Source organism: Sphingomonas sp. CCH9-F2 (genome assembly GCF_001556735.1).
Taxonomy (GTDB): Bacteria; Pseudomonadota; Alphaproteobacteria; order Sphingomonadales; family Sphingomonadaceae; genus Sphingomonas; species Sphingomonas ginsenosidimutans.
On the sequence record NZ_LSJO01000029.1, the window covers coordinates 1 to 1173 of the forward strand.

General features: G+C 68.2%; 1 protein-coding gene and 1 pseudogene. One reads left to right on the top strand and one right to left on the bottom strand.

What is annotated here, in order from left to right:
• Nucleotides 1-524: sulfotransferase family protein (locus AX685_RS00980; protein ID WP_197418426.1), on the top strand; the 524-nt coding region annotated here is incomplete at its 5' end.
• 174 nt (nucleotides 525-698) lie between these two features.
• Here AX685_RS00980 and AX685_RS00985 read toward each other — a convergent pair.
• Nucleotides 699-1173, bottom strand: a pseudogene (locus AX685_RS00985) (TonB-dependent receptor); the annotation flags it as partial.

Below are 1173 nucleotides of genomic sequence, written 5' to 3' on the forward strand. Positions count from 1 at the left end.
GCGCCAGCACCGCCGGCACGTTCGTCGACATGAACCCGCTGGGCGGCGCCAGGCTGCCGATCATCGCGCGGCTGTTTCCCGATGCGCGCATCCTGGTGATGCGGCGCGACCCGCGCGACGTGGTGCTCAGCTGCTATCGGATCAATTTCACCCCCAGCCCCGCCGCCTGGTGCTTCAGCGACCTGACGGAAGCGGCGCGTCACTATGACGCGCTGATGCGGCTGACCGAGACATGCCGCGCGCACCTGCCGCTGGCCTTCCACGAAGTACGCTACGACCGGCTGGTGACCGACTTCGAGGCGACGGTACGGGCGATGGCGACGTTCATCGACCTGCCGTGGACCGACGACTTCCTGCGTTTCGACCGCACGGCGCAGCGGCGCGGCGTCGGCACCGCCAGCGCGACGCAGGTGCGGCAGGGCTTGTTCGACGGGCGTGGCCAGTGGCGCCGCTATGCCGAGCAGCTGGCGCCGGCGCTGCCGATCCTGGCGCCGTGGGTCGAACGCTACGGCTTCGCCGACTGAGTTTGGCGGCGCCGGCGCGATGATGCGCCGCGATCCGATCATGCCGATGCGACGATGACCCGCGTTCGACGCGCGCCGTCATCGTCCCCCTGCTTACGCACCCGGCATCGTACCATATGAAAAGGGGGCGGGCCGAAGCCCACCCCCTCATCAGGTTCGCCGTGGCGACGCAGATCAGAACTTGATCCGCGCACCCACGTTGAAGCGGCGACCCAGCGCGTCGTAGGTCGACGGATAGGTGTTGCCGCTGTTGAACGACGCCGAACCGACCGTGCCGCCAACCAGCGGGGGCTGGCGATCGAACAGGTTGGTGACGGTGACGGTCAGGTCGAAGTTGTCGTTGACCCCGAAGCGCGTCGCGAAGTCGAAGTAATCGTACGCCTTGATGCGGCCGAAATCGACGTCGGTACCGGCCAGCGCGCCAGCGCCGATCGTGCCCTTGAAGGTGGTCACGCCCGGCTCGACCTGCACCGAACCCAGGTGGCGCCACAGCAGCGACAGATCGACATCGCCGATGCTGAGCGTCGTGCGCTGGTTCCAGGTGAACTCCGGCTGGATCGAACCCGCCGCCGAGCTGGGACCGGCCGAACCCGGCGAACCGCAGTTGCCGCTGTAATAGCCGACGCACTCGCGATAGCCGGTCGTCGGC